Genomic DNA, 26943 nt, shown 5'->3' on the forward strand with positions numbered 1-26943 from the left:
TGGCACTGCCCGGTCTCAGGGTGCGACCCTGATCAACCCCGGCTCCTTCGGTGGCGAAGTCGGCGGAGGCGGTGGCGCGGGCGGCGAGGGTGGCGGCAACTGTTGCGGAGCAGGAGGCGGCGGTTCCTGTGGCGGAGGCGGCGCCACCTGTTGCGGAGGAGGCGGCGGCTCCTGCGGCGTGGGCGGCAACTGCTGCGGAGGCGGTGGCTCCTGTGGCGGAGGCGCAGGCAACTGTTGCGGAGGCGGCGGCTCCTGTGGCGGAGGCGCAGGCAAACGTTGAGGTAACGGCTGCTGTGGTCGAGGGGGTGCCGCGATCGGCGGCGGTGGTGCCTGGAGGTGCGCCAAAGGCGGTGGTTCGGGAATCGTCGGCGGGTCTGGATCGGCGATCCCTGCGGGGCGAACAATTCCGATCAGCGAGACGGGCGCGCTGCCATGAACCTGAAAGCCCGCCGGGCGAATGCCATCGGCGGCCCGCCGGGTCGGTTCATTCCATCCCGCTTTGGGACGGGTGATGAGGACCGCGAGTTTGCTCTTGTCGTATGGGCAGTAGGCCCCGACTGCTGCAATGACGAAGCGCCCCTCGGTGCGTGTGAGGGGGCCGCGGGCGATCTGGCTCTGGGACGGATCATCGCTTACGGCATTGTCAACCAGAGTGTCCACAACGCGGTTCGCCGGCGTGCCGTTATCCAGTGCCTGACAAACCTTGTGAGCCGACTCGACGAGGCTTGGCACGCCCGCCAGGGCGGGAATGCCTTCATCATCGAGAAGCGCCAGAAATTGGTCGTCGTTTGGGTCAGCCGCTGCTGCACCGCCGCGCACGATTGCAAAGCCGCCGAGCAACGCGATGGCGGCAATCGGAATTCCGACATACCTGGTGATGCCAGTGAATCTGGAGGTGCCGGTCAACATGAGAGGGCTTCCATTCTGCAAGAGCCCGTCCCGACGGACTTCGGATAATCACCTAGGCCGCAGGTGTGATTGTCTGCGGGTGTCGTCGTTGACGGGCGCCGGATCCGTCTCTCAGGAGACATCGGCAGTAGGCCTCGTCCGGCGAAGGCGCCGGTGCTCGGTGCTCTGAGCGATGTGCCGCCGGGCAAACGGAGATGACGGGCGAAGTGAACTTCGTCCATCTCAATGCATCCCAGCAGCCGCAGGACGATGCGCCTGGCAATCGCACTGCCGCTGGCCAACGACATAGCAAGATCGTACCGCCGGCGCTCGGCGTTGGCTGACTGTGAGTACGAGCTGCGAATGATGTTTTGCGGATTGTGAAACATCAACTGAACGAGCGTCTTTCGAGCGGCGGTTCGACTGGTTAGAGTGCTATGACACCGGCACTGCGCGACGATCCCGCCGACTGAGACCCATCACCACGCGTCGTCGAGACCGTCGCGATCGTCGCCCGTCACGCGCTCGGCGTCAGTCACCTGACGATCCGCTTCCTGAATCAGCTTGCGGACCTCGTTCATCAGCTCGCGCATGTCGGCGCGCAAGGCATCGACAGCGGCGTACAGATCGGCCTTGGTAGCCGGTTGATTCGCCGCCGAAAGCGGCCCGACGCCAGGTGCCGGGTGGGCCGCACTGGCGCTCTGAGAACCGGGTACCTCGCTCACGCTCCCAGACAATGCCATACCCAGGCAAGCAGCGACAACGGAACGCCGCGTTATCCGAACGGCTACCGTGCATTCACCCGTCGTCGCGGCCTAGCCGCCCCGCCCGGCACCGGCGGCGTCCTCGAGAAGATCGGCTGCCCTCGCAACGCTTTCGGCGGGGTCGGGCATGGTGGCCGCTAGCTCGCGGGCCCGCGCAACGCAGTCCGGCGCGGGAACAGAGCGCAGCCCCGCGACCAGCAAATCCGAGGTGGTGGACCAGAATTCGCGGCCGAAGCCGACGCCCAACCGGGTGACCGCCGCCGCCCACACCGGTTGATCGTCGCTGGCTTGCCACAGGATCAATGCCGGAACGCCGGCGCGCATGGCGGTGGCCGTGGTTCCGGCGCCGCCATGGTGGACGACCGCTCGACAGGCCGGGAAAATCGCCGCGTGATTCACCGCGTCCGCGAACTTCACATGGCCGGCAGGTGCAATGCCGGGCGGGCCGCCACCGATCAACGCCCGCTCCCCCAACTGCGCGCAGGCGGCGGAGATCATTGCGGCCGTCTCGGCGGGATCGGGCAGCGTGATGGCGCCGCCGAAGCCGAAGTAGATCGGCGGTGTTCCCGCGGCGATCCACGACAACACCTCGTCGTCGGCGCCCGTCGGCAACTCCAGCGTCAGTGCCCCGACGAAGGGCCGCCGCTTACCCCGTTGCGCCCACTCGGCGGACAGCCCGGGAAAGCAGAACTCCTCGTATGCTTGGATTTCCAAGGGTTCTCGAGCGGGCGCGGCGATATCCGGCAAGCCCAGATCGCGACGCTGAGCGTCGTGCGCCCGCTGCGTCAGCTCTCCCATCAGCCCGCCAGGGATCGCGGGGTCGCCCGGGAAGAAATGCAATGCCGCATGCGGGATTCCGTAGTACTCCGCGACGTTGGCCGCCACTCGTTGCTCGCCCTTGCCCGTCACCAGCAGGTCGGCCCCGTTCGCCAGCGCCGTGAAGCCCGTGCTCCAGTCCGCCATGATCTGCGTGACACGCCTTACGACGTCCTCGACCCCGCCCAGCGGCGGCGGGGTGGTGCCGAACGTGACCGCGTCGAGCCCCGTCGACTCGATGAAGCCGAGCATCCAGGGCGGCACCGCCAGGCACACCTCGTGAGCCCGGCTCCGCAGCTCGCGAGCGAGCGCGGCGAACGGCTCGACATCGCCGCGAGTGCCGTAGCCGGCCAGCACGAATTTCACGCACCCTCTCCCTCCACACCCTGCGAACCCAGTTTTGCAGGGTGCGTCCGCTAGGGCTCAAATGCCGGAAGAACAGATCCGGAATCGCGAATCTCCCAGATGCTGATTTTGCTCACGCCATCGAAGTTGATCTTGTTCAACGTTGCTCGCGAATACGTGAGGTCGATAGCCACCTGAGTCGAGGTGTTGCCGTACGGGTCGGTCATGGGGAAGGTGCCCTGAACATTCACCGCGGAGGCATCGGGGTAGGTCGCTCGTGCGTACCTGAGAATGTCGATGGTGTCGCGGCGCGCACCGTCTTTGATCATCGTCTCGGTGTAATTGTCACGAATCGCGAATCGGGCCTCGACGACGTCGCCATTGGGGCCGGGAGAAACGGTGTAGTTGACTCCGTCCGGCTTCTTGGGGCCGGTCGGGGTCGGTGGCATCGCCTCGGTCAGTGTCGACGGTCCAGTCGCGGCCGGACCGCTCGACGACGTCGACTGATTGTCGTTCCGATCGTTGAAGCTCCAACTTTTGCCGACGATGATCAGGACGACGAGCGCGGCCAGGGCCGCCAGCGCCAGGGCCGCCTTTCCGGACGCGTCTTTCTTCGGCTCTGTGGCAAGCGTTTTCGGGGGCTCGGTGGAAAAGGCCCACTCGCTGGTCCAGTTGCGGCCATCGAAGTAGCGCTGCAGCCCGTGGCCCACCCCGGCGGGATCCGGGTACCACCCCGGCGTGGATTTGGGCGGGGGCGGCGCATGTTCAGACGGCATCCTGGCACCTTCGTCGCGAGGGTGCCCTTACGACTGTCCGCCGCAATGGCCGCTCAAAACCGTGCCGGCCACGTAAGCACCTGGAATTGCTAGCAGCGGTAAGCGCACGCATATTCCCACAGTGCCACCACCGGACGCCGCGGCGCAGAAGATCGATCCTGGTGGGCGCGGACGGTATCGAACCGCCGACCGCTGGTGTGTAAAACCAGAGCTCTACCACTGAGCTACGCGCCCTTGGAACCAAACGGGACCCGCAGCAGGTTACCTGGCGCGGGCCTGCCACCCAAAACGTTCACGGCGTGACTGCAGTAGTCCTTCGGCGCACCCGGCCTGGCGGGAACCGCCGGAATCCCACCACAGCTCAACATCGACGCCCTTGCAGCCGCCGGGAAAACCTTCAGCCGCGCAACGCCTTTAGCGCCTCGGTCCACAGGCTTTGATCGCGCGCTTCGCCGGGCTCTTTCATCTCGGCGAACCGGATGATCCCGGACCGGTCGACGGCGAACGTGCCGCGGTTCGGATAGCCGGCCTGGTCGTTGAACACGCCGTAAGCCGCAGCGACCTCGCCGTGCGGCCAGAAATCCGACAACACGGGAAACGTGAAGCCACTCTCGCGCGACCAGATCTTGTGCGTCGGCGGTGGTCCCACCGAGATGGCCAGCACCACGCTGTCGTCGTTCTCGAATTCAGGCAGGCGATCACGCAGCAAGTCCAGCTCACCCTGACAGATCCCGGTGAACGCCAACGGGAAGAACACCAGTAGCACGTTCTTGTCGCCGCGATAGCTGCTCAGGGTGACGCGCTGCTGGTTCTGGTCGCGCAGCGTGAAATCGGGGGCCGTCGTCCCGACCGGCAGCATCAGCGCTTGTGCGCCCGCGACTTCGGCTGCACCAGCCGGCTGGCACTCCAGTCCCCCAGGTTGACCGACGACGTCGGCATCAGGCCGGCGGTCGGAGCCGCTTCGGCGATCTCGGCGGGCAGCACGTGGCCGGGCTTGCCGGTCTTGGGCGTCAGCACCCAGATCACGCCGTCCTCGGCCAGCGGGCTGATGGCGTCCATCAGGGTGTCCACCAGGTCGCCGTCGCCGTCTCGCCACCACAGCAGCACCACGTCGACCACCTCATCGGTGTCCTCGTCGAGCAGCTCGGAACCGCAGGCCTCCTCGACCGCCGCGCGGATGTCGTCATCGGTGTCCTCGTCCCAACCGAACTCCTGGACAACCTGGTCTCGTTGGACGCCCAGCTTGCGAGCGTAGTTCGAGGCGTCATCCGCCGCGACCACCGTGGGACCTCCTAACAACACAACCTGCGCGCCATGCGATTGGGGATTATCGTCGCACAGCCAGAAGCTGGTTCACACTCCGCCTCAAAACGACGCCAGGCACAATTTCAGCGCCTTGGTCTTGGTGTCGTTGAGTTGATCGACTCGACGGTTGAATTCACCGGTCCCCGCGTGGGTGCCGATCGCGTTGGCGACGCCGCGCGCGGCGTCGATATACGCGTTGAACGCGTCCTTCAGCTGGGCCGACAGCGCATCGTTGAAATTGTTGCTCACCGTCGAAGCGCTGTTGTTGAGGGCGTCGATGGCCGGACCCTCGAACGGGCCGGTGCCGCGGCCCCCGTTGAACGCCCCGACGTAGGCGTTCACCTTGTCGATGGCTTCCTTGCTGGTGGTGGCCAACGAGTCGCACGAGCTGCGCACCGCCTTGGTGGTCAGCGATTGCTGCCGCTGAGACTCCCGGACGCTTGACGTCGCGATCGAGGCCGACACCGACGACGAGACCGACTGCCGGTAGGCGGGGGCGACCTTCGTGTCGGGTGTGGCCGTGCCGTTGGTGACGGTGGTACACCCCACGATGCCCATCAGCGCGGTGGCGATGCAGCCCAGCGCCAGCACGCCACGCTTGGGGAACTGTCCCCCGTGCGTGCGAGGGACGACTTTCCATCCGGTGAGCACGGTTTCTGACGTTACCGGGTAGCGATTGCCGCCGCCGTCAACGCACCGCGGTTTCGTGTCGCCGGGTGATGTTCGCCGGCGATCCGATTGCGGCTACCCGCCCGAGGCGCCGGTACGGCACGATAGGAAGACGAACACCCGTGCAGGAAACCGCCGACAACAGGAGCGGAAGTTGACGACCGAGTTCGCGCGCCACGACCTGGCCAAAACCCCAAGCAACGGAAGCGAACCCGATCGCGTCCGGGTGATCCGAGACGGGGTCGCGTCGTATCTACCCGACATCGATCCCGAGGAAACGTCGGAGTGGCTGGAGTCCTTCGACGAGCTGCTGGAGCGCTCGGGTCCCGCGCGGGCCCGCTACCTGATGTTGCGGTTGCTGGAACGAGCGGGCGAACAGCGGGTATCGCTGCCGGCGCTGACGTCCACCGACTACGTCAACACCATCCCGACCGAGCTGGAGCCGTGGTTCCCCGGCGACGAGGACGTCGAGCGCCGCTTCCGGGCCTGGATCCGCTGGAACGCCGCCATCATGGTGCACCGCGCCCAGCGTCCGGGAATCGGCGTGGGCGGCCACATTTCGACGTACGCCTCCTCAGCGGCCCTGTACGAGGTCGGGTTCAACCACTTCTTCCGCGGCAAGCAGCATCCCGGCGGCGGCGACCAGGTGTTCATCCAGGGCCACGCGTCCCCAGGTATCTACGCCCGCGCGTTCCTGGAAGGCCGGCTGAGCGCCGACCGACTCGACGGTTTTCGGCAGGAACACAGCCATCCGGGCGGCGGGCTGCCGTCCTATCCCCACCCGCGGCTGATGCCCGACTTCTGGGAGTTCCCGACGGTGTCGATGGGCCTGGGCCCGATGAACGCCATCTACCAGGCCCGCTTCAACCACTACCTGCACGACCGCGGCATTAAGGACACCTCGGATCAGCATGTGTGGGCGTTCCTCGGCGACGGCGAGATGGACGAACCGGAAAGCCGCGGCCTGATCCAGGTGGCCGCCAACGAGGCGCTGGACAACCTGACGTTCGTCATCAACTGCAACCTGCAGCGCCTCGACGGCCCGGTGCGCGGCAACGGCAAGATCATTCAAGAGCTGGAGTCGTTCTTCCGCGGCGCCGGCTGGAACGTGATCAAGGTGGTCTGGGGCCGCGAGTGGGACGCCCTGCTGCACGCCGACCGCGATGGCGCGCTGGTGAACCTGATGAACACCACGCCCGACGGCGACTACCAGACTTATAAGGCCAACGACGGCGCCTACGTCCGCGACCACTTCTTCGGCCGCGACCCGCGCACCAAGGCGCTCGTCGAATCGATGACCGATTCGGAGATCTGGAATCTCAAGCGCGGTGGCCACGATTACCGCAAGGTCTATGCGGCCTACCGCGCCGCCGTCGACCACAAGGGACAGCCGACGGTGATCCTCGCCAAGACCATCAAGGGCTACTCGCTGGGCGCGCACTTCCAGGGCCGTAACGCCACGCATCAGATGAAAAAGCTTGCGATAGAAGACCTTAAGTATTTCCGCGACGCCATCCGGATTCCGATCAGCGACGCGCAACTGGAGGAAGACCCCTACCTTCCGCCCTACTACCACCCCGGACCCGACGCCCCCGAGATCCGCTACATGCTGGACCGGCGTCGCCAGCTGGGCGGCTTCCTGCCCGAGCGCCCGACGAAAGCCAAGGCGCTCAAGCTTCCGAGCCGCGACATCTACGCCCCGCTGAAGAAGGGCTCGGGTCACCAGGAGGTCGCCACCACGATGGCACTGGTGCGCACCTTCAAAGAAGTGATGCGGGACAAGGAAGTTGGCCCGCGCATCGTGCCGATCATTCCCGACGAGGCCCGCACCTTCGGCATGGACTCGTGGTTCCCGTCGCTGAAGATCTACAACCGCCTCGGCCAGCTCTACACGGCCGTGGACGCCGAATTGATGTTGGCGTACAAGGAAAGTGAAGTCGGCCAGATCCTGCACGAGGGCATCAACGAGGCCGGCTCGACGGCGTCGTTCACCGCGGCCGGCACGTCGTACGCGACGCATAACGAGCCGATGATCCCGCTGTACATCTTCTACTCGATGTTCGGGTTCCAGCGCACCGGCGACGGCCTCTGGGCCGCGGCCGACCAGATGGCACGCGGATTTGTGTTGGGGGCCACCGCCGGTCGCACCACGCTGACCGGTGAGGGCTTGCAGCACGCCGATGGTCACTCGCTGCTGTTGGCCGCCACGAACCCGGCGGTCGTCTCGTACGACCCGGCCTTCGCCTACGAGATCGCCTACATCGTCGAGAGCGGGCTGGCGCGGATGTTCGGCCCCAACCCGGAGAACATCTACTTCTACATCACCATCTACAACGAGCCCTACGTACAGCCGGCCGAGCCGCACAACCTCGATCCCGAGGGCGTGCTGCGCGGGATCTACCGCTACCGGGCGGCCGGCGAGCGGCGCACCAACACCGCGCAGATCCTGGCCTCCGGGGTGGCGATGCCGTCGGCGGTGAAGGCCGCCGAGATGCTGGCTGCCGAGTGGGACGTCGCCGCCGACGTGTGGTCGGTGACCAGTTGGGGTGAGCTCAATCGCGACGGGCTGGCGATCCAGCAGGCGCAGCTGCGTCATCCCGATCAGCCGGCCGGCGTCCCGTACATCACCAAAGCCCTCGAAGGCGCCGCGGGGCCGGTGATCGCCGTCTCGGACTGGATGCGCGGGGTGCCCGAGCAGATCCGGCCGTGGGTGCCCGGCACCTACGTGACGCTGGGCACCGACGGGTTCGGCTTCTCCGACACCCGCCCGGCGGCGCGGCGCTACTTCAACACTGACGCCGAGTCGCAGGTGGTGGCGGTGCTCGAGGCGCTGGCCCGCGACGGCGAAATCGACCCGTCGGTGCCGCTCGCCGCGGCGCGCCAGTACAAGATCGACGACGTCCAGGCCGCGCCGAAGCAGACCTCCGACCCCGGCGTGGCCTAGGCCGGGCGCTCGACCAGCCCGCCGAGTGCCCGGCCAGCCGGGCGCTGGCCGCCGAGTGCCCGGTAAGCCGGGCACCCGCGCCCCCATTCGCCGAGCGTCACGCCAGCGTGGCTCTCGACGCGGAACGTCACTCTGGCGTGACGCTGGACGACGCGGCCGTCGCCCGCCCCACGTCGCCGCGTCCCATCCCCGCCACCAGCACGCCTCGCCGCCCGCTTTGGCGGAAAGTTCTATAAATTCGGCGTAGGTTTTAGGGGTGAATGACAACCCATTCGCCGGCCCGTTCGCCAAGCATCCGAGGTCCCCACTCGAGACCCTGGACACGGTCCCGGACTCCGTGCTGCGACGGCTCAAGCAGTACTCCGGGCGGCTGGCCACCGAGGCGGTCACGGCCATGGGCGAGCGGTTGCCGTTCTTCGCCGAGCTGGAAGCGTCCCAGCGGGCCAGTGTGGCGCTGGTGGTGCAGACCGCCGTCGTGAACTTCGTCGAGTGGATGCAAGACCCACACAGCAACGTCAGCTACACCGCGCAGGCCTTCGAACTGGTACCCCAGGAGCTCACCCGCCGGATCGCGTTGCGCCACAGCGTGGACATGGTGCGGGTGACCATGGAGTTCTTCGAGGAAGTCGTGCCGCTACTGGCCCGCTCCGAGGAGCAACTGACCGCACTCACGGTCGGCATTCTGAAGTACAGCCGCGACCTGGCATTCAGCTTCGCCTCGGCCTATGCGGACGCGGCCGAGGCGCGGGGCAGCTGGGACAGCCGGATGGAGGCCAGCGTCGTCGACGCAGTGGTGCGCGGCGATACCGGCCCCGAGCTGCTATCCCGCGCGGCCGCGCTGAACTGGGACACCACCGCGCCGGCCACGGTCGTGGTCGGCACCCCCGCGCCCAGCCGTGACAACAGCGACGGCGAGGTCGCCAGTGAGCGGGCCAGCCAAATCGTCCGCGACACCGCCGCGAAGCACGGCCGAGCGGCCCTCACCGACGTGCACGGCACCTGGCTGGTGGCCATCGTGTCGGGCCAGCTGTCCCCGACGGACAAGTTTCTGGGCGATCTGTTGAGCGCATTCGCCGAGGGCCCGGTGGTCATCGGGCCCACCGCACCGATGCTGACCGCGGCCTATCACAGCGCCAGCGAGGCGATCTCCGGGATGAACGCCGCTCCCGGCTGGGCCGGTGCGCCGCGGCCCGTGCACGCCCGCGAGCTGCTGCCGGAACGTGCCCTGATGGGAGACGCCTCGGCCATCGTCGCGCTGCACACCGACGTGATGGGACCCCTGGCCGACGCCGGGCCCACTCTTATCGAAACTCTTGACGCTTACTTAGATTGCGGTGGCGCGATTGAGGCCTGCGCACGCAAGTTGTTCGTTCATCCAAACACCGTGCGCTACCGGCTCAAGCGCATCACCGACTTCACCGGGCGCGATCCCACTCAGCCGCGCGATGCGTACGTGTTGCGAGTGGCCGCGACCGTGGGCCAACTCAACTACCCCACCAACCCCTCCAGTGTTGGTCACAGCGGGGTAACGGCGGTTCCGCTGCCGGTCAGAGGCAGTTCTGCGGCGCCATCCGTACGATAGTGACCCAGGCAACAGATCGCGGCACGGTATCGAATACGTAGCTTGTCGAGCGGTTTTGTGGAGTATCTACAAAAACCTAAGACGAGGTTCATAATCTGTTACACCCGCCAAAACCGTTTCCACAGTGTTCTCTTAGACACGTGATTGCATTACTCGCGCCCGGACAGGGCTCGCAGACAGAGGGAATGCTCTCGCCATGGCTGGAATTGCCGGGGGCGACCGAGCAGATGACTCTGTGGTCGAAGGCCAGCGGCTTGGACCTGGTTCGACTGGGCACCAGCGCCTCGAATGAAGAGATCACCGACACGTCGGTCACTCAGCCACTGGTCGTCGCGGCCACCCTGCTCGCACACCAGGAGCTGACGAAGCGCGGCGTGCTTGCCGGTAAAGACTTCATCGTGGCCGGTCACTCGGTCGGCGAGATCGCGGCCTACGCGATCGCCGGTGTAATGGCCGCCGACGACGCCGTCGCCCTGGCCGCCACCCGTGGCGCCGAAATGGCCAAGGCGTGCGCCGCCGAGCCGCCCGGCATGTCCGCGGTGCTGGGCGGCGACGAGACGGAGGTCCTGGCCCGCCTCGAGCAGCTGGACCTGTTCCCCGCGAACCGCAACGCCGCCGGCCAGATTGTCGCCGCCGGTCCGCTGACCGCGCTGGAAAAGCTGGCCGAGGACCCGCCGGCCAAGGCCCGGGTGCGCGCTCTCGGCGTCGCCGGAGCGTTCCACACCAAGTACATGGCGTCCGCCATGGAGGGCTATGCCGCCGCGGCGGCCGCCATCGCGACCGCCGAGCCCACTGCCACGCTGCTGTCCAACCGCGACGGAAAGCCGGTCGCTTCGGCGGCGGTGGCGATGGAAACGCTGGTCGCTCAATTGATCCAGCCGGTGCGGTGGGACCTGTGCACCGCAACGCTGGCTGAGCACGATGTCAAAGCGATTGTGGAGTTCCCGCCCGCGGGCACACTCGCCGGCATCGCCAAGCGTGAACTTCGGGGGGTAACGGTCCGTGCCGTCAAGTCGCCCGCAGACCTGGACGCACTGGCTGACATCTGACAACAGCCGCGGCCAGGACAACCGCATAAAATCACATCAAACCGATTGCAACACAACACATTACGAAGGGAAGTAAAGGCTGTGGCCGTTTCGCAGGAAGAAATCATCGCCGGTATCGCCGAGATCATCGAAGAGGTCACCGGTATTGAGCCCTCTGAGGTCACCCCGGAGAAGTCTTTCGTCGACGACCTGGACATCGACTCGCTGTCGATGGTTGAGATCGCCGTGCAGACCGAGGACAAGTACGGCGTGAAGATCCCGGACGAGGACCTGGCCGGTCTGCGTACCGTCGGTGACGTCGTCTCCTACATCCAGAAGCTGGAAGAAGAGAACCCCGAGGCCGCCGAGGCGCTGCGCGCCAAGATCGTGTCGGAGAACCCCGAGGCTGCTGCCAACGTCCAGTCGAGGCTGGAAGCGGACAGCAAGTGACCAAGCCTTCCACTGCTAACGGCGGTTACCCCAATGTTGTGGTAACCGCTGTCGCGGCGACGACGTCGATCGCGCCGGACATCGAGAGCACGTGGAAGGGCTTGCTGGCAGGCGAAAGCGGCATCCGCGTCCTCGAAGACGAATTCGTCGACAAATGGGATCTGCCCGTCAAAATCGGCGGGCACCTCAAGGAGCCGATCGACAACCACATGGGACGGCTGGACCTGCGCCGTATGTCGTATGTCCAGCGCCTGGCCAAATATCTCAGCGGTCAGCTGTGGGAGTCGGCCGGCAACCCGGAGCTCGATCCGGACCGGTTCAGCGTCGTCGTTGGCACCGGTCTGGGCGGCGCCGAGCGGATCGTCGAGAGCTATGACCTGATGAACGAGGGCGGCCCCCGCAAGGTGTCGCCGCTCGCCGTTCAGATGATCATGCCCAACGGCGCCGCTGCCGTAGTTGGTCTGGAGCTCGGCGCGCGGGCCGGGGTGATCACCCCGGTGTCGGCGTGTTCCTCGGGCTCCGAGGCAATCGCGCACGCCTGGCGCCAGATCGTCATGGGTGACGCGGAGGTCGCCGTCTGCGGCGGTGTCGAGGGACCGATCGAGGCGCTGCCCATCGCGGCGTTCTCGATGATGCGGGCCATGTCGACTCGCAACGACGAGCCCGAGCGTGCGTCGCGGCCGTTCGACAAGGACCGCGACGGCTTCGTGTTCGGCGAGGCCGGGGCCCTGATGCTCATCGAGACCGAAGAGCACGCCAAGGCCCGCGGCGCCAAGCCGCTGGCCCGGCTGATGGGTGCCGGTATCACCTCGGACGCCTTCCACATGGTGGCGCCCGCGGCGGACGGCGTGCGTGCCGGTCGCGCGATGACCCGGTCGCTGGAACTGGCGGGCGTGTCCCCCAAGGACATCGACCACGTGAACGCGCACGGCACGGCGACGCCGATCGGCGACACCGCTGAGGCCAATGCCATCCGGGTTGCCGGATGCGAGCGGGCCGCCGTGTACGCGCCGAAATCGGCGCTAGGGCACTCTATCGGCGCAGTCGGGGCGCTCGAGTCGGTGCTGACAGTGCTGACCCTGCGGGATGGCGTCATCCCGCCAACCCTCAACTACGAAACCCCCGATCCCGAGATTGCTTTGGATGTCGTCGCGGGCGAACCTCGCACCGGCGATTTCCGTTACGCGATCAACAACTCATTCGGGTTCGGCGGCCACAACGTGGCCCTCGCCTTCGGGCGTTACTGAGCACGACGTCCGGTGACGATGCGGGCCGCAACGGCCCGAGGAGGAACCGGACAAGCACGAGAGGAACGTTCGCCACTCCCATGACAGAGCTGGTTACGGGGAAAGCATTCCCCAACGTGGTCGTCACCGGCATCGCCGCGACGACTGCCTTGGCACCCGACGCGGAAGAAACCTGGAAGTTATTGCTAGACGGCCAGAGTGGAATCCGCACCCTCACCGACCCGTTCGTTGAGGAGTACAACCTGCCGGTTCGCATCGGCGGGCATCTCGTGGAGGAGTTCGACAGTCAGCTCACTCGTATCGAGCTGCGTCGCACCGGTTATCTGCAGAGAATGTCGACCATCCTGGGCCGCCGGGTGTGGGAGAACGCCGGTTCGCCGGAAGTCGACACCAACCGGTTGGCGGTGTCGATCGGCACCGGCCTCGGCTCGTCCGAGGAATTGGTGTTCAGCTACGACGACATGCGCCAGCGTGGCATGAAAGCGGTTTCCCCGTTGGGCGTGCAGAAGTACATGCCCAACGGCGCGGCCGCAGCGGTCGGGCTGGAACGGCAAGCCAAAGCCGGTGTGATGACGCCGGTTTCGGCGTGCGCATCCGGTAATGAGGGCATCGCCCGGGCCTGGCAGCAGATCGTGCTCGGTGAGGCCGACATCGCGATCTGCGGTGGCGTCGAGACCCAGATCGAGGCGGTGCCGATCGCGGCGTTCGCCGCGATGCGCGTCGTGATGTCGACCACCAACGACAACCCCGCCGGCGCGTGCCGTCCGTTCGACAAGGACCGCAACGGCTTCGTGTTCGGCGAGGCCGGCGCGCTGATGGTCATCGAGACCGAGGAGCACGCCAAGGCTCGCGGCGCCAACATCCTGGCCCGCATCATGGGGGCCAGCGTGACCTCGGACGGGTTCCACATGGTGGCACCGGATCCCAACGGGGAACGTGCCGCGCACGCGATGCAGCGGGCGATCCAGCTCGCGGGCATCACCCCTGCCGAAATCGACCACATCAACGCCCACGCCACCGGCACCCAGGTCGGCGACCTCGCCGAAAGCAAGGCCATCAACCGGGCCTTGGGCGGCAACCACCCCGCGATCTATGCGCCCAAGGCGGCACTGGGTCACTCGGTGGGTGCGGTCGGTGCGTTGGAATCGATCTTGACGGTCCTCGCGTTGCGGGAGCAGGTAATCCCGCCGACACTGAATTTGGAAAACCTCGATCCAGAAATCGATTTGGACGTGGTGGCGGGTAAGCCGCGGCCGGGCAACTACCGGTACGCGATCAACAACTCGTTCGGATTCGGCGGTCACAACGTGGCGATCACCTTTGGACGGTATTAGAACCCAGCGGTATTGACCCCGAGCTCACCGGAAACAGGAGATCTGCGATGACACTCATGGCCCCCGAGGCGGTCGGCGAGTCGCTCGACCCCCGAGACCCGTTGCTGCGTCTGAGCAACTTCTTCGACGACGGCAGCGTCGAGCTGCTGCACGAGCGTGACCGCTCGGGTGTGCTCTCCGCGTCGGGCACCGTCAACGGCGTACGCACCATCGCGTTCTGCACCGACGGAACCGTGATGGGCGGCGCGATGGGCATCGAGGGATGCCAGCACATCGTCAACGCCTACGACACCGCCATCGAGGAGCAGAGCCCGATCGTCGGCATCTGGCACTCCGGTGGTGCCCGGCTGGCCGAGGGTGTCAAGGCGCTGCACGCGGTGGGCCTGGTGTTCGAGGCCATGATCCGGGCGTCGGGCTATATCCCGCAGATCTCGGTGGTCGTCGGCTTCGCCGCCGGTGGTGCCGCTTACGGGCCGGCGCTGACCGATGTCATAGTGATGGCGCCGGAAAGTCGGGTGTTCGTCACCGGCCCCGACGTGGTGCGCAGTGTCACCGGCGAGAACGTGGACATGTGCTCGCTCGGAGGTCCCGAGACCCACCACAAGAAGTCCGGTGTGTGCCACATCGTCGCCGATGACGAGCTCGACGCCTACGCGCGCGGCCGTCGGCTGGTCGGATTGTTCTGCCAGCAAGGACATTTCGACCGCACCAAGGCCGAGGCCGGTGACACCGACATTCATGCACTGCTGCCCGAATCCGCGCGACGCGCCTACGACGTGCACCCGATCGTCACCGCGATCCTGGACAGCGAGACGCCGTTCGACGAGTTCCAGGCCCACTGGGCACCGTCGATGGTGGTCGGCCTGGGCCGGTTGTCGGGACGGACGGTCGGCGTGCTGGCCAACAACCCGCTGCGGCTGGGCGGTTGCCTGAATTCCGAAAGTGCCGAGAAGGCAGCGCGTTTCGTGCGCCTGTGCGACGCTTTCGGGATTCCGCTGATCGTGGTCGTCGACGTGCCCGGCTACTTGCCGGGCGTGGACCAGGAGTGGGGCGGAGTGGTGCGCCGCGGCGCGAAGCTGCTGCACGCGTTCGGTGAGGCCACCGTTCCCCGCGTTACGCTGGTCACCCGAAAGACCTACGGCGGGGCCTACATCGCGATGAACTCCCGCTCACTGAATGCCACCAAGGTGTTCGCGTGGCCGGACGCCGAGGTCGCGGTGATGGGCGCCAAGGCCGCGGTCGGGATTCTGCACAAGCGCAAGCTGGCCGCCGCGCCGGACCACGAGCGCGAAGCGCTGCACGACGAGCTGGCCGCCGAGCACGAGCGGATCGCCGGCGGCGTCGACAGCGCCATCGAGATCGGCGTGGTCGACGAGAAGATCGACCCGGCGCACACCCGCAGCAGGCTCTGCGAGGCGCTGGCCGAAGCGCCCGCGCGCCGCGGTCGCCATAAGAACATCCCGCTGTAATTTCTCAGCGCTCGCGATTCACTCGCGACACAGCATCGCCGAAAGCGCCTGGCGTAGTTCGGCTTCCGGGTCGGCGGGCAGCTTCTCGGCACGCCAGCCGACGAAGTCGTCCGGCCGAACGAGCAGCGCGCCGTCCGACGAGAGTCCGGTCGCCGCGGCCCACTCGTCGCCGTCGATGCGACGGGCGGCGATCGACGCCGAAGCCGCGGCGGCACACCATCGCTCGTCGCCGCTGAGCACGGTGAACTCACCGCCGATCAGATCGAGCGTCGAGACCCCGTCGCGCACCCACACGTGTGGCACCCGGGTACCCGGCTCGCCGCGCAACTGCTCCACCAACTGGCCGTCAGACGAATCGTCGGTGACGATCGCGGCCGAGCGGTAGCGGTAGCCCACCAGCAACGCGAACATCGAACACTCTTCGCCCGGCGGCAGTAGCGGCCGGTCATCCTCGAGCCGGAGCAAGGAAATGGTTGGGCCGGAAAGCGATTGACGGGCGGCGAACAGCCCCACCGGATACCGTTCGGTCTGGTAGGTGTCCAGCAGCGCCGGCCGGGCCGTCCCATGCAGCACCGCGGCCAGCTTCCAGGCCAGATTGTGTGCGCTCTGAATCGCGGTGTTGGCTCCCCCGGCTTTGAACGGCGGCATAGTGTGCGCCGCATCCCCGACGAGAAATACTCTCCCACAAGAGAATTGGTTAGCAACTTGCTCGTACGGCTGCCACGCCGCGATCTCGATGATGTCAATGTCCATCTGCTCGCCGATCGCTTGGGTGAGCATCTCGCGGCACCGCTGCGGCGTGAACTGGTCTGCGGTTTCGCCCTTGTCGGGGAAATAGGTGGTGATGAACATCCCGAGGTCGTCGTCGGCGGCAATGAAGATGCCTTGTACGTCAGCATTTTTGACCTGCACGCCACCTCCCTCGCCGATGTGTGCGACGAACTTGCGCCAGGGTGCCCGAAAATACATGAAAACCACGAAGATCGGCAGCGCGCCGTAGCCCGAGGTCTCGATGCCCAGCGCTGTGCGGACGGGACTGTGCACTCCGTCTGCGCCGACCAGATAGTCGGCCCGGACCGTTTGCGTCTCCTGGAAGTCCCGGTCGCGAATGACGGCGGTGACGCCGGTCTCGTCCGATTCAAACGACAGCAGCTCGGTGCCGTACCGAACCTCGCTGCCGCGGTGGCGCGTTGCCGCCAGCAGCATGGGCTCGGATCTGCTCTGCGGGCAGTACTGCACGGTCGGCTCGGGACTCAACGCGTCGAGGCCGGCGAACATCGCCTCGAAGTCGATCGCAGGCTCTTCCGTCGTGCTGTTGAGGGTCGGTTTGGTCACCACGACCGGCTCGTGCTCGCCGATCGCGTGCACCTCGTCGCTCAGGCCGAGGCCGCGAAGGATCTCCAGACTGCGGAAGCTGAGGTTGCGGGCTTTGGGATAGATGAACACCTCGCCGCGCCTTTCCACCAGCAGCGAGCGCACACCGTGCTGTGCGAGCAGCGCGGACGTGGCCAGCCCGCCCGCGCCGGCGCCGACAATCAGTACCGGAACCCGCAATATGGCAGTCACTATAAAATGATAGCTCATGTCATATTTGAATACCCACTAGCTCCCGGCGACCCCCGCGAGGAACTCCGCCGCCTCGTCCACCACCCGCTCACGATCACGGAGTACCAGTCCGACCCGGGTTCGGCGATCGAGAATGTCGTCGACGTCCAGCGCGCCCTCGTGAGTGACGGCGTATTCGAACTCCGCGCGGGTCACGTCGATGCCCTCGACGACGGGCTCGGTCGGGCGCGCGCAGGAGGCGGACGCGACGACGGTCGGCGCCTCGGCGCCGTAGCGGGCGATCAGCGAGGCCGGCAGCCCGGCCGTTGCACCGGCTACTGGCCCGGGATTGGATGGTGCCCCGATCAGCGGCAGCTGGTGGGTCCGGCAGCTGGCGGCCGACAGTCGCCGCAGGCTGACGGCGCGGTCCAGGACGTCCTGGGCCATGAAGCGGTATTCGGTCAGCTTGCCGCCGATCACGCTGATCACCCCGGCGGGCGACTCGACGACGGCGTGCTCGCGCGACACGTCGGCGGTGCGACCCTCACCCGTGTCGATCAGCGGTCGCAGGCCGGCGTACGCCCCGATCACGTCGGTGGCCTGCAGCGCGGTGCCCAAAGCGGTGTTGACCGTGTCCAGCAGGAATTCGACCTCGCCAGCAGACGGCTCGGGCACATCCGGAATCGGGCCCGGCGCGGCCTCGTCGGTGAGCCCGAGGTAGACGCGGCCCAGTTGCTCGGGCATCGCGAACACGAAGCGGTTGAGCTCGCCGGGAATCGGAATCGTCAGCGCCGCAGTCGGATTCCCGAAAGCGCTGGCGTCGAAGACCAAATGTGTGCCACGGCTGGGCCGCAGGCGCAGTGAGCCGTCGATGTCGGCCGCCCACACCCCGGCAGCGTTGATCACCGCCTGGGCGGACACGTCGAACGACTGGCCGGTGCGCTGGTCGGTCAGCCGCGCCGACGTGCCCGTGGCCTGCGATGCCGCGACGTAGGTGAGGATTCGGGCGCCGTGCTGAGCCGCGGTGCGGGCGACCGCGGTGACCAGGCGCGCGTCGTCGATCAACTGCCCGTCGTAGGCCAACAGTCCACCGTCCAGGCCGTCGCGACGCACCGTGGGCGCCATCTCCACCACCCGCCGGGCGGACACCCGGCGCGAACGAGGCAGCGTCGACGACGGCGTTCCCGCCAGCGCACGCAACGCGTCGCCGGCCAGGAATCCCGCGCGTACCAGCGCACGCTTGGAGTGACTCATCGACGGCAGCAGCGGAACCAATTGCGGCATCGCGTGCACGAGATGAGGGGCGTTGTGCGTCATCAGGATTCCGCGTTCGATGGCGCTGCGGCGAGCGATGCCCACATTGCCCGTCGCCAGGTAGCGCAGACCACCATGGACCAGCTTCGAGCTCCACCGGCTGGTGCCGAATGCCAGATCGTGTTTCTCCACCAGCGCCACGCGCAGCCCGCGTGACGCGGCGTCCAGCGCGATTCCGGCCCCGGTGATCCCGCCGCCGATCACGAGCACGTCCAACAACGCACCGTCGGCCAGTGCGTTCAAATCGGCGGCACGACGGGCGGCAGTCAAACGCGCGCCATTCAACTCGGTCATGAGGACAGGTATCCGTTCAGCGAATGAGTGAGTTCTACGGTCAGCGCCTCGGCGTCGAGAATCGGCCGCACGATTCGCTCGGACTGAATCGTCGACTGCGCGATCAGCAACACCATCGTCGCCATCTGCAGCGGATCGCCCGGGCGCACGCTGCCGTGACGCTGGGCGACCCGCAACCGGTCGGCGAGCGCGCCGATCAGCATCTGCTGGCTTTCGCCGAGCCGTTCGGTGATGTAGATCGGCGCCAGGTGCGAGTGCATCACCGACATGATCAGCTCGTCGCGGCGCAGCAGATTGGCCACCGAAACAATTTGGCGCACAAGCGATTCACGGTCTTCCCCCAGCAGCGGCGCCTCGTGCATCACACCGGTGATCCGTTGGGTCAGCAGCGCGGCGACGATCGCGGGCGTGTCCGGCCAGCGTCGGTACACGGTCGGCCGGCTCACCCCCGCGCGCCGGGCGATCTCGGCGAGGGTCACCCGGTCGACCCCGAAATCGACCACACAGCTGGCGGCCGCCGCGAGGATCCGGTCGGCCACATCCACACCTGCGTTACTGATTGACAGCATGTGTAATACTGTAACGCATGACGCATGATCTTGGGACCGAGCACCTTCTCCCGCCGATGAAATGGAACGCGTGGGGCGATCCCGCTAGCGCCAAACCGCTCTCGGACGGCATTCGGTCACTGCTGAAACAGGCTGTCGGCCTGGACGATTCGACCGGCAAAGAACTCACGCCCGACCAGGTGCAGCTGCGTCCGTCCGCATTGGCGCAGGCCGACAAGGACGCGCTCGCCGGGATCGTCGGCGCCGAATATTGCCGCACCGACGACCGCGATCGGCTGCTGCACGCCGGCGGCAAGTCCACCCTCGATCTGCTGAAGCGCAAAGCCGCGGCTCAAGACGCGCCCGACGCCATCCTGCTGCCGGCGGACGACGACGCCGTCCGGAAAATCCTGCGCTACTGCTCCGAGCACGGCATCGCCGTAGTCCCCTTCGGCGGCGGCACCAGCGTGGTCGGTGGCCTCGACCCGATCCGCGGCGACTTCACCGCCGTGATCTCACTCGACCTGCGCCGTTTCAACGAGCTCATCTCACTCGACGAGGAGTCCGGGCAGGCCGTCCTCGGCGCGGGCCTCACCGGTCCCGACGCCGAGCGCCTGCTCGGCGAACGCGGCTTCTCGCTCGGACACTTCCCGCAGAGCTTCCAATTCGCCACCATCGGCGGCTTTGCCGCGACCCGGTCCTCGGGTCAGGGCTCGGCCGGCTACGGCCGCTTCAACGACATGGTGCGCGGGCTGCGGGTGATCACCCCGGCCGGAACGCTGGACCTGGGCCGCGGACCGGAGTCGGCGGCCGGGCCCGACCTGCGCCAGCTGCTGATCGGGTCGGAGGGCACCTTGGGCGTGATCACCCAGGTGCGGCTGCGGGTGCATCCGGTACCGGAGGCCGTCGCCTACGAGGCCTGGTCTTTTCCCGACTTCGCGACGGGAGCGGCCGCGCTACGGGCGGTCACCCAAAACGCGACGGGGCCCACCGTGATTCGGCTTTCCGACGAGGCCGAGACCGGAGTCAACCTGGCCACCACCGACTCGATCGGTGAGAACCAGATCACCGGCGGCTGCCTGGGCATCACGGTCTTCGAGGGCACCAAGGAGCACGTCGAGAGCCGGCACGCCGAAACCCGCCAATTGCTCGCGGAAAAGGGCGGCACGTCGCTGGGCGAGGGTCCCGCGCAGGCGTGGGAGCGCGGCCGGTTCGGCGCGCCCTACCTGCGCGACTCGCTACTGGCCGCGGGCGCACTGTGCGAGACGCTGGAGACCGCCACCGACTGGTCTAACATCCCAGTCCTCAAGGCCGCCGTCACCGAGGCACTGACCACCGCGTTGGCCGAAACCGGGACACCGGCGCTGGTGATGTGCCACATTTCGCACGTGTATCCCACCGGCGCATCGCTGTACTTCACCGTCGTCGCCGGCCAGCGAGGCAATCCGATCGAGCAGTGGCAGGCCGCCAAAAAGGCCGCATCTGATGCGATCATCGCCGCCGGTGGCACCATCACCCATCACCACGCGGTCGGTGCCGATCACCGGCCCTGGATGCGCGACGAGGTGGGCGAGCTCGGCGTGCGGGTCCTGCGCGCGGTCAAGGCCACACTGGATCCGGCGGGAATCCTCAATCCCGGCAAGCTGATTCCGTGAATCGCCGCGAGATCGGCAAGGTGACCGCGTTGACCAATCCCCTCTCGGGGCATGGCACCGCCGTGCACGTCGCCGAGGTCGCGATCGCGCGACTGCACGCCCACGGTATCGAGGTCAACGAGATCATCGGCGACGACGCCCAAGACGCCCGCCACCTGGCCGCCGCGGCGATCGAACGCGGCACCGACGCGCTGGTGGCCACCGGTGGCGACGGCGTCATCTCCAACGCGCTGCAAGTGTTGGCGGGCACCGACATTCCGCTGGGCATCATCCCGGCGGGCACCGGCAACGACCATGCCCGCGAATTCGGCATTCCCACAAAGGATCCCGAGGCCGCCGCGGACATCGTCGCCGACGGCTGGACCCAGACGATCGACCTGGGCCGCATCCGGGACGGCAACGGCCAAGACAAGTGGTTCGGCACGGTCGCGGCCGCCGGGTTCGATTCCCTGGTCACCGATCGCGCCAACCGGATGAGTTGGCCGCACGGGCGGCTGCGCTACTACGTCGCGATGCTCGCCGAGCTGACCCAACTGCGGATGTTGCCGTTCCGTTTGGTGCTCGACGGCACCAGGGAGATCGACACCGACATCACGCTGGCGGCGTTCGGCAACACCCGAAGCTACGGCGGTGGTCTGCTGATCTGCCCGGACGCGGATTACACCGACGGCTTGCTCGACATCACGATGGCACACAGCGCATCCCGGACGAAATTCGTCCGGCTCTTCCCCACCGTGCTGAAGGGAACCCACGTGCAGCTCGACGAGGTCACCACGGAGCGCGCCAAGACGATCCATGTCGAATGCCCCGGCATCAACGTCTACGCCGACGGTGACTACGCGTGCCCACTGCCCGCGGAACTGTCCGCAGTGCCCGGCGCTCTGCGGATCCTGCGCCCCAAGATGTAACAACTCGTGCGACAAACGCGACATCAGGGCATACCTGCGCCGTGGGAGCGCTGCCCTGGGAGGAACGATGTCGGGACATCGCACAACGGCGGTCGTCGCCCTGGCTCTGTCAGTGGGCGACGCGCTGGCAACGGCCCCCACGACATTCGCGGCTGATCCGCTGTGGAACGGGCAGTACATCCTGACGCTGTCCGCCAACGCGAAGGCCGGCACCAGCATCGCGGCCCGCCAACCCGAATACGCGCACCGGGCCAGCGTCTCGATCACCTCGAAATGCGCGGCCGGCGTCTGCACCGCCACGGTGAACGACCCGCCGCCGCCCAAGAACGAGTTCATGCCGCAGACGGTCGAATTCACCTGGAATGGATCGCAGTGGGTACGCGAGATGACCTGGAAATGGGACTGCCTGCTGCCCGACGGCACCGTCGAATACGACCCGGCGAAATCGATTACGGCCTACACCCCGGGGCCGAACGGAGTGCTCACCGGCGTCTTCCACACCGACATCACCAGCGGAGCGTGTCGGGGCAATGTCGATATGCCGGTGACCGCGGCGCCGGCGAACCCGCCGACCGTCCCGCCCACCGTGTGATGGTCGTGACCCGCGGCGCCCGGCTGCGCCGCGCTTGCGATCACGACGGAGGTTAGCCGACGCCCCGGCTGAGCCAGGTGACTTCGCCGGCCTCGCCGCCGTCGCGGTAAGCCTCGAGCGCGTCGTCCCACGCGGTGCCCAGCACTGAGTCCAGCTCGGCGGCCAGCGTGTCGGCACCCTGCGCCATCATCGACCGCAGCCGCATCTCGCCGACCATGATGTCGCCGTTGGCGCTCATCGCCCCGCTCCACAAGCCCAGTTGCGGCGTGTGGCAGAAGCGGTGGCCGTCGACGCCGGGGCTCGGGTCCTCGGTGACCTCGAACCGCAGCACCGACCAGGACCGCAGCGCGTTGGCCAACCGGGCACCGGTACCCACCGGACCGACCCAGTTGGTCACAGCACGCAGCTGTCCCGGCATCGCCGGCTGCGGTGTCCAGACCAGGTTGGCCTTGGACTGCAGGGTCGACGACAACGCCCACTCAACATGCGGGCATACCGCCGCGGGCGAGGCATGGATGTACACCACACCTGCCGTCACGTCGGCGAATTGATTCGACGCACGCATTTACCTGCTCCTTCGGTTCCACGAGGGACGTCTTCCCCAACGACCTGGCGGATCCGATAAGCAGATGTTTTGTTTCGTGCGTGTCTATTGTGCCCTGTGATACCCGTGTTGCGCTAGTGCTCGATGCCTATTTGATGTATTGGACGAGCACCGCTTCGGCGAGGGCCGGCCACAAGTCGAGCGCCCAGTCGCCGAAATCGCGGTTCGTGCACGCCACCAGGGCCAGGTCCGCGTCGGGATCCGCCCAGATAAAACCGCCTGCCTGGCCGAAATGGCCGTAGGTTCGCGCCGAGTTGCGCGCCCCCGTCCAGTGCGGCGATTTGCCGTCGCGGATCTCGAAACCCAGGCCCCAATCGTTGGGCCGCTGCACGCCGTAGCCCGGCAACACCCCGTCCAGGCCCGGGAACTGCACGGTCGTCGCCTCGGCGTGCATCTCGGCCGACACGGTCGACGGGCGCAACAGGTCGCCGGCGAACGCCGCCAGGTCCGCGACCGTCGAGGTCGCCCCGTAGCCGGCCTCCGCCGCGCCGCCGTCCAGCCGGGTGGCGCCCATGTTCAACGGCTCGCAGACCGCCTCGCTGAGGTAGCGGCTGAACTCGATGCCCGACTCGCGCTCCACGGTTTCGGCCAGCACGGCGAAGCCGTAGTTCGAGTACATGCGCCGGGTGCCGGGCTTGGCCAGCACCCGACCGTCCAGCATCGCCAGGCCCGACGCGTGCGCCAGCAGATGCCGGACCGTCGCGCCGGGCGGGCCGGCCGGGGTGTCCAGCTCGACGACGCCCTCTTCGACCGCGACCTGCGCGGCGCGGGCCACCAGCGGCTTGGTGACCGACGCCAGCGTGAACACCCGCTCCGTGTCGCCGTGCGTGGCCAGCACCCCGCCGGGTCCGATCACCGCGGCGGCGGCAGCCGACACCGGCCAGTCGTCGAGCGCATCGAGAGCAGCCATCAGATCGGGCGGGTCACTTCGTCGCGATGTAGTAGTTGTTGATCGGGTCGGAGTCGACCTCGAGCACCCGGACGTCGTCGAACCCGGCGTCCACGAGCATCGAGGTGGCCAGCTGCGTGCCCCAGGCCGTCCCGAGTCCGGCGCCGCCCAGCGCCAGCGACACCGTCATGCAGTGCATCAGCGAGACGGTATAGAGGTAGGTGCTCATGGGGACGTCGATGTTGTCCTCGAGTCGGCTGGAAGCCTTGATGTCGGCCATCAGAAACACACCGCCGGGTCGCAGGGCGCGCTGGATGTTCTCCAGCACCCGGGCCGGCTGCGCCTGATCGTGGATCGCGTCGAACACGGTGATGACGTCGTAGGCCTCCGTCTTGTCCAGGTCGGTCAGGTTGTGGGCCTCGAAGCGCGCATTGGTCAGGCCGAGGCTGGCCGCCTCGGTGGTACCCGTGGCAATGGCCTGCTCGGAGAAATCGATTCCGGTGAACCGGCTCGCCGGAAAGGCCTTGGCCATCACATTGATCGCGTGACCGCTGCCGCACCCGAAATCGGCGACGTCGGCGCCGGAGCGCAGCCGGTCCGGCAGGCCGTCGACCAACGGCAGCACGACGTCGACCAGCGCGAGGTCGAACACCGCCGCGCTCTGCTCGGCCATCAGCGCGTGGAACCGTGGAAATTCGCTATACGGCAGGCCGCCGCCCGCGCGGAAGCAGCCGATGATTTTCTGCTCGACTTCGCCGAGCTGCGGAAGAAACATGGCCACCACAGCCAGGTTGTCGGGCCCGGCGGCGCGGGTCAGCACCGCCGCGCGATGGGCCGGCAGCGAGTAGGTTGCGTTGCCCGGGTCGTAGTTGACGACATGTCCGGTCGTCATGCCGCCCAACCACTCCCGCACGTAACGCTCGTTGAGGCCCGCGGCGTCCGCGATCTGCGCGCTGGTGGCCGGACCGAGTCCGGCCATCGTGTCCAGCAGATTGGTTTGATGTCCGATACTCAGCAGGATCGCAAGGCTCGCGCCGTCGATTGCCGAGACGATGCGTCCCGCGAAATCTTCGACAGTCTCTTGACTTTGGCGCTGTGCGCCGTCCGAACTCTTGTCGAGTGTCGTCACGCTCTGAGACGCTACACCCGGTTGTCGGTCCCTGGAACGGCGCTTGTTGATGGGTGGACACCGGCCTGCCGAGTGTATGGCCCTCACAGTAGGTTGTAGCCCATGAGTCAGACAGTGCGCGGAGTGATTTCACGCAAGAAGGGCCAACCCGTCGAATTGGTGGACATCGTCGTCCCGGACCCCGGCCCGGGCGAGGCCCTGGTCGACGTGATCGCCTGCGGGGTCTGCCATACCGACCTGACTTACCGGGAGGGCGGCATCAACGAAGAGTACCCGTTCCTGCTCGGCCACGAGGCCGCGGGCACGGTCGAAGCCGTCGGGCCGGGGGTGACGTCGGTGGCGCCGGGCGACTTCGTGATCCTGAACTGGCGCGCGGTCTGCGGCCAGTGCCGCGCCTGCAAGCGCGGCAAGCCGCACCTGTGCTTCGACACGTTCAACGCCACCCAGAAGATGACGCTGACCGACGGCACCGAGCTGACGCCCGCGCTGGGCATCGGGGCGTTCGCCGACAAGACGCTGGTGGCCGACGGCCAGTGCACCAAGGTCAATCCCGAGGCCGACCCCGCCGTCGCCGGGTTGCTGGGCTGCGGCGTGATGGCCGGAATCGGCGCCGCGATCAACACCGGCGCCGTCAACCGCGACGACACCGTGGCGGTAATCGGCTGTGGCGGTGTGGGCGACGCGGCGGTGGCCGGCGCGGCGCTGGTCGGTGCGAAGAAGATCATCGCGGTCGACACCGACAACACGAAGCTGAACTGGGCCCGCAAGTTCGGCGCCACCCACACCGTCAATGCCCGCGAATTCGATGTCGTCGACACCATCCAGGACCTCACCGACGGCTTCGGCGTCGACGTCGTCATCGACGCGGTCGGCCGGCCCGAGACCTGGAAGCAGGCCTTCTACGCCCGCGACCTGGCCGGAACCGTGGTGTTGGTGGGGGTGCCGACGCCGGACATGAAACTGGAGATGCCGCTGGTCGACTTCTTCTCCCGCGGCGGATCGTTGAAGTCGTCGTGGTACGGCGACTGCCTGCCCGAACGCGACTTCCCCACCCTGATCGACCTCTATCTGCAGGGCCGGCTCCCCCTCGAGAAGTTTGTCTCCGAACGAATTGGGCTAGACGGCATCGAGGAGGCGTTCGAGAAGATGCACGACGGCAAGGTATTGCGTTCGGTGGTGATGCTCTGATGGTTCAAATCGACCGCGTGGTGACCCACGGCACCTTCGAACTCGACGGTGGCAGTTGGGAAGTCGACAACAACATCTGGGTCATCGGTGACAACTCCAATGTCGTGGTGTTCGATGCGGCCCACGACGCGGCGCCGATCGTCGACGCCGTCGCCGGGCGTCACGTGGTGGCGGTGGTGTGCACCCACGGCCACAACGACCACGTCACTGTGGCGCCCGAACTCGGCAAGACACTGGACGCGCCGGTGCTGCTGCACCCCGCCGACGAGGTGCTGTGGCGAATGACCCACCCGGACAGCGACTTTCGCGCCGTGTCCGATGGCGAGAAGTTGAAGATCGACGGCACCGAACTGACCGCGATACACACGCCCGGACACTCCCCCGGATCGGTCTGCTGGTACGTGCACGACCTCGGTGTGGTGTTCAGCGGCGACACCTTGTTCTCCGGTGGCCCCGGCGCGACGGGCCGGTCGTACTCCGACTTCCCGACCATCCTGAAGTCGATCTCCGAGCGCTTGGGGACGTTGCCGGGTGAGACCGTCGTGCACACCGGCCACGGCGACAGCACCGTCATCGGCGACGAGATCGTGCACTACGAGGAGTGGGTGGCCCGGGGTCACTGACCCAGTCACACCCACCACCCACACCCATACCCGGGAG

At 67.1% G+C, this 26943-nt stretch carries 25 protein-coding genes and 1 tRNA gene; 12 read left to right on the plus strand and 14 right to left on the minus strand.

The window, feature by feature from the left end; translation table 11 throughout:
• Positions 1 to 15: 15 nt before the first annotated feature.
• The 8 genes from MAAFP003_RS30115 to MAAFP003_RS17125 all read right to left on the minus strand — a co-directional run bounded on the left by MAAFP003_RS30115 (position 16) and on the right by MAAFP003_RS17125 (position 5545).
• Complete coding sequence (locus MAAFP003_RS30115; RefSeq protein WP_096288749.1) at positions 16 to 909, minus strand: DUF732 domain-containing protein; 894 nt, start codon at positions 907 to 909, stop codon at positions 16 to 18.
• 458 nt (positions 910 to 1367) lie between these two features.
• Positions 1368 to 1613: a hypothetical protein gene (locus MAAFP003_RS17095; protein WP_096288751.1), complete on the minus strand. Its 246-nt coding sequence runs from the start codon at positions 1611 to 1613 to the stop codon at positions 1368 to 1370.
• 90 nt (positions 1614 to 1703) lie between these two features.
• The gene (locus MAAFP003_RS17100; protein WP_096288753.1) at positions 1704 to 2834 is read right to left on the minus strand and encodes a glycosyltransferase; all 1131 of its coding nucleotides are present in this window, start codon (positions 2832 to 2834) and stop codon (positions 1704 to 1706) included.
• 50 nt (positions 2835 to 2884) lie between these two features.
• Positions 2885 to 3589, minus strand: coding sequence for a DUF2510 domain-containing protein (locus MAAFP003_RS17105; protein WP_096288755.1), 705 nt, complete (start codon positions 3587 to 3589; stop codon positions 2885 to 2887).
• Positions 3590 to 3748: 159 nt separating this feature from the next.
• Positions 3749 to 3823: transfer RNA gene (locus MAAFP003_RS17110), tRNA-Val, on the minus strand.
• A 163-nt stretch (positions 3824 to 3986) separates the two neighbouring features.
• On the minus strand, positions 3987 to 4448 hold the full coding sequence (locus tag MAAFP003_RS17115; RefSeq protein ID WP_096288757.1) for a peroxiredoxin: 462 nt from the start codon (positions 4446 to 4448) through the stop codon (positions 3987 to 3989).
• A complete protein-coding gene (locus MAAFP003_RS17120) occupies positions 4448 to 4870 on the minus strand; it encodes a DUF3052 domain-containing protein (RefSeq protein ID WP_096288759.1) in 423 nt (140 codons plus the stop codon). The genes MAAFP003_RS17115 and MAAFP003_RS17120 overlap by 1 nt, the downstream gene beginning before the upstream one ends.
• A gap of 84 nt (positions 4871 to 4954) precedes the next feature.
• Complete coding sequence (locus MAAFP003_RS17125; protein ID WP_096288761.1) at positions 4955 to 5545, minus strand: hypothetical protein; 591 nt, start codon at positions 5543 to 5545, stop codon at positions 4955 to 4957.
• A 172-nt stretch (positions 5546 to 5717) separates the two neighbouring features.
• Between MAAFP003_RS17125 and aceE the strand changes: the two genes are divergently transcribed.
• From aceE to MAAFP003_RS17160, 7 genes are all read left to right on the plus strand, one after another.
• Positions 5718 to 8507 (plus strand): pyruvate dehydrogenase (acetyl-transferring), homodimeric type, encoded by a 2790-nt coding sequence (gene aceE / locus MAAFP003_RS17130; RefSeq protein WP_096288763.1) that lies wholly within the window; start codon positions 5718 to 5720, stop codon positions 8505 to 8507.
• A gap of 256 nt (positions 8508 to 8763) precedes the next feature.
• Positions 8764 to 10089 (plus strand): PucR family transcriptional regulator, encoded by a 1326-nt coding sequence (locus tag MAAFP003_RS17135; protein WP_096288765.1) that lies wholly within the window; start codon positions 8764 to 8766, stop codon positions 10087 to 10089.
• Between the two features lie 140 nt (positions 10090 to 10229).
• On the plus strand, positions 10230 to 11138 hold the full coding sequence (locus MAAFP003_RS17140) for an ACP S-malonyltransferase (RefSeq protein ID WP_096288767.1): 909 nt from the start codon (positions 10230 to 10232) through the stop codon (positions 11136 to 11138).
• Positions 11139 to 11219: 81 nt separating this feature from the next.
• Positions 11220 to 11567 (plus strand): meromycolate extension acyl carrier protein AcpM, encoded by a 348-nt coding sequence (gene acpM / locus MAAFP003_RS17145; protein WP_096288769.1) that lies wholly within the window; start codon positions 11220 to 11222, stop codon positions 11565 to 11567.
• Positions 11564 to 12814, plus strand: coding sequence for a 3-oxoacyl-ACP synthase KasA (kasA, locus tag MAAFP003_RS17150; protein ID WP_096288770.1), 1251 nt, complete (start codon positions 11564 to 11566; stop codon positions 12812 to 12814). The genes acpM and kasA overlap by 4 nt, the downstream gene beginning before the upstream one ends.
• Positions 12815 to 12894: 80 nt before the next feature.
• Positions 12895 to 14148 (plus strand): 3-oxoacyl-ACP synthase KasB, encoded by a 1254-nt coding sequence (gene kasB, locus MAAFP003_RS17155; protein WP_096288772.1) that lies wholly within the window; start codon positions 12895 to 12897, stop codon positions 14146 to 14148.
• A gap of 47 nt (positions 14149 to 14195) precedes the next feature.
• Positions 14196 to 15617 (plus strand): acyl-CoA carboxylase subunit beta, encoded by a 1422-nt coding sequence (locus MAAFP003_RS17160; protein ID WP_096288774.1) that lies wholly within the window; start codon positions 14196 to 14198, stop codon positions 15615 to 15617.
• A gap of 18 nt (positions 15618 to 15635) precedes the next feature.
• Here MAAFP003_RS17160 and MAAFP003_RS17165 read toward each other — a convergent pair whose 3' ends face one another.
• Genes MAAFP003_RS17165 through MAAFP003_RS17175 form a run of 3 tightly spaced genes read right to left on the minus strand, consistent with a single transcriptional unit; the run spans position 15636 to position 19339 of the window.
• Entirely contained in the window at positions 15636 to 17183 is a 1548-nt protein-coding gene (locus MAAFP003_RS17165; protein WP_243394088.1) for an FAD-dependent monooxygenase, read from the minus strand.
• 36 nt (positions 17184 to 17219) lie between these two features.
• Positions 17220 to 18770 carry a glycerol-3-phosphate dehydrogenase/oxidase gene (locus MAAFP003_RS17170; protein WP_096288778.1) on the minus strand — a complete coding sequence of 517 codons (1551 nt, stop codon included), beginning with the start codon at positions 18768 to 18770 and terminating at the stop codon, positions 17220 to 17222.
• Complete coding sequence (locus MAAFP003_RS17175) at positions 18767 to 19339, minus strand: TetR/AcrR family transcriptional regulator (RefSeq protein ID WP_096288780.1); 573 nt, start codon at positions 19337 to 19339, stop codon at positions 18767 to 18769. Before MAAFP003_RS17175 ends, MAAFP003_RS17170 begins: the two co-directional genes overlap by 4 nt.
• A 56-nt stretch (positions 19340 to 19395) precedes the next feature.
• Here MAAFP003_RS17175 and MAAFP003_RS17180 point away from each other — a divergent pair, with 56 nt between their 5' ends.
• The 3 genes from MAAFP003_RS17180 to MAAFP003_RS17190 all read left to right on the plus strand — a co-directional run bounded on the left by MAAFP003_RS17180 (position 19396) and on the right by MAAFP003_RS17190 (position 22473).
• A complete protein-coding gene (locus MAAFP003_RS17180; RefSeq protein WP_096291228.1) occupies positions 19396 to 20973 on the plus strand; it encodes an FAD-binding oxidoreductase in 1578 nt (525 codons plus the stop codon).
• Positions 20970 to 21881 (plus strand): diacylglycerol kinase, encoded by a 912-nt coding sequence (locus MAAFP003_RS17185; protein ID WP_096288782.1) that lies wholly within the window; start codon positions 20970 to 20972, stop codon positions 21879 to 21881. Before MAAFP003_RS17180 ends, MAAFP003_RS17185 begins: the two co-directional genes overlap by 4 nt.
• Positions 21882 to 21948: 67 nt before the next feature.
• Positions 21949 to 22473 carry an Rv2253 family sensor-like surface protein gene (locus tag MAAFP003_RS17190; RefSeq protein WP_096288784.1) on the plus strand — a complete coding sequence of 175 codons (525 nt, stop codon included), beginning with the start codon at positions 21949 to 21951 and terminating at the stop codon, positions 22471 to 22473.
• 52 nt (positions 22474 to 22525) lie between these two features.
• On the opposite strand, the gene MAAFP003_RS17195 is transcribed toward MAAFP003_RS17190, so the two are convergent.
• From MAAFP003_RS17195 to MAAFP003_RS17205, 3 genes are all read right to left on the minus strand, one after another.
• Positions 22526 to 23038, minus strand: a complete 513-nt coding sequence (locus tag MAAFP003_RS17195; protein WP_096288786.1) for a DUF3145 domain-containing protein — start codon at positions 23036 to 23038, stop codon at positions 22526 to 22528.
• A 127-nt stretch (positions 23039 to 23165) separates the two neighbouring features.
• Positions 23166 to 23987, minus strand: a complete 822-nt coding sequence (locus MAAFP003_RS17200; RefSeq protein ID WP_096288788.1) for a serine hydrolase domain-containing protein — start codon at positions 23985 to 23987, stop codon at positions 23166 to 23168.
• 13 nt (positions 23988 to 24000) lie between these two features.
• Entirely contained in the window at positions 24001 to 25095 is a 1095-nt protein-coding gene (locus MAAFP003_RS17205; RefSeq protein WP_096288790.1) for a class I SAM-dependent methyltransferase, read from the minus strand.
• Between the two features lie 102 nt (positions 25096 to 25197).
• On the opposite strand from MAAFP003_RS17205, the gene MAAFP003_RS17210 reads away from it, so the two are divergent.
• Together MAAFP003_RS17210 and MAAFP003_RS17215 are read left to right on the plus strand one after the other, a co-directional pair.
• A complete protein-coding gene (locus MAAFP003_RS17210) occupies positions 25198 to 26283 on the plus strand; it encodes an S-(hydroxymethyl)mycothiol dehydrogenase (RefSeq protein WP_096288792.1) in 1086 nt (361 codons plus the stop codon).
• Positions 26283 to 26906 (plus strand): MBL fold metallo-hydrolase, encoded by a 624-nt coding sequence (locus tag MAAFP003_RS17215; protein WP_096288794.1) that lies wholly within the window; start codon positions 26283 to 26285, stop codon positions 26904 to 26906. Before MAAFP003_RS17210 ends, MAAFP003_RS17215 begins: the two co-directional genes overlap by 1 nt.
• Positions 26907 to 26943: the final 37 nt, after the last annotated feature.

This window comes from Mycobacterium ahvazicum (assembly GCF_900176255.2).
Lineage (GTDB): Bacteria > Actinomycetota > Actinomycetes > Mycobacteriales > Mycobacteriaceae > Mycobacterium > Mycobacterium ahvazicum.